Raw genomic sequence first — 574 nt, forward strand, 5'->3', positions numbered from 1 at the left:
CTGCAATCGGCAAATGGGTCAAACTCTACGGAAGATCGCGAGTCACTTCAAAAGGAGGTTTCAGCTTTACAAACAGAACTTACAAGGATAGCTGATACAACAAGCTTCGGTGGTGTAAACCTTCTTGATGGAAGTTTCGGAGGTAAAAAGTTCCAGATAGGTGCGGATGCTAACCAAACTATATCGGTATCTCTAACTAGTGTTGCAGCAGAAGATATAGGCAATTACAAACAAAACGGGGCAGGCTCTGTTTTAGGCGCTTCTAACGCTGGTGCAGCTTTAGGTACAATTGCTAACTCAGAAAATATCACAGTTACAAACTCTGATGGAGACTCAGGAATTTATGCTACTGCGGTGGGTGATACTGCAGTTGATGTTGCAAAAGGTATTGCTGACTTAAATTTAGGAGTAGAGGCTGAAGCTGTTTTAGAGGTTGATATAAAAATAGAAAATGCTGCTAACGCGGGCTCGTTTGATATGGGTGGTAAAACCTATGATCTAACAGACGGAGACCTTGATCGTGTTGCAGCAGAAATAACAACAAATGGTCATGAGGCATCTGTTGCTGGTGGAG

General features: G+C 42.7%; 1 protein-coding gene. It reads left to right on the forward strand.

The features are described from left to right. On the forward strand, positions 1-574 hold a 574-nt coding region (locus PAT01_RS20040; protein WP_450091351.1), incomplete at both ends, for a flagellin N-terminal helical domain-containing protein.

It is taken from the genome of Pseudoalteromonas atlantica, assembly GCA_007988745.1.
GTDB lineage: Bacteria > Pseudomonadota > Gammaproteobacteria > Enterobacterales > Alteromonadaceae > Pseudoalteromonas > Pseudoalteromonas atlantica.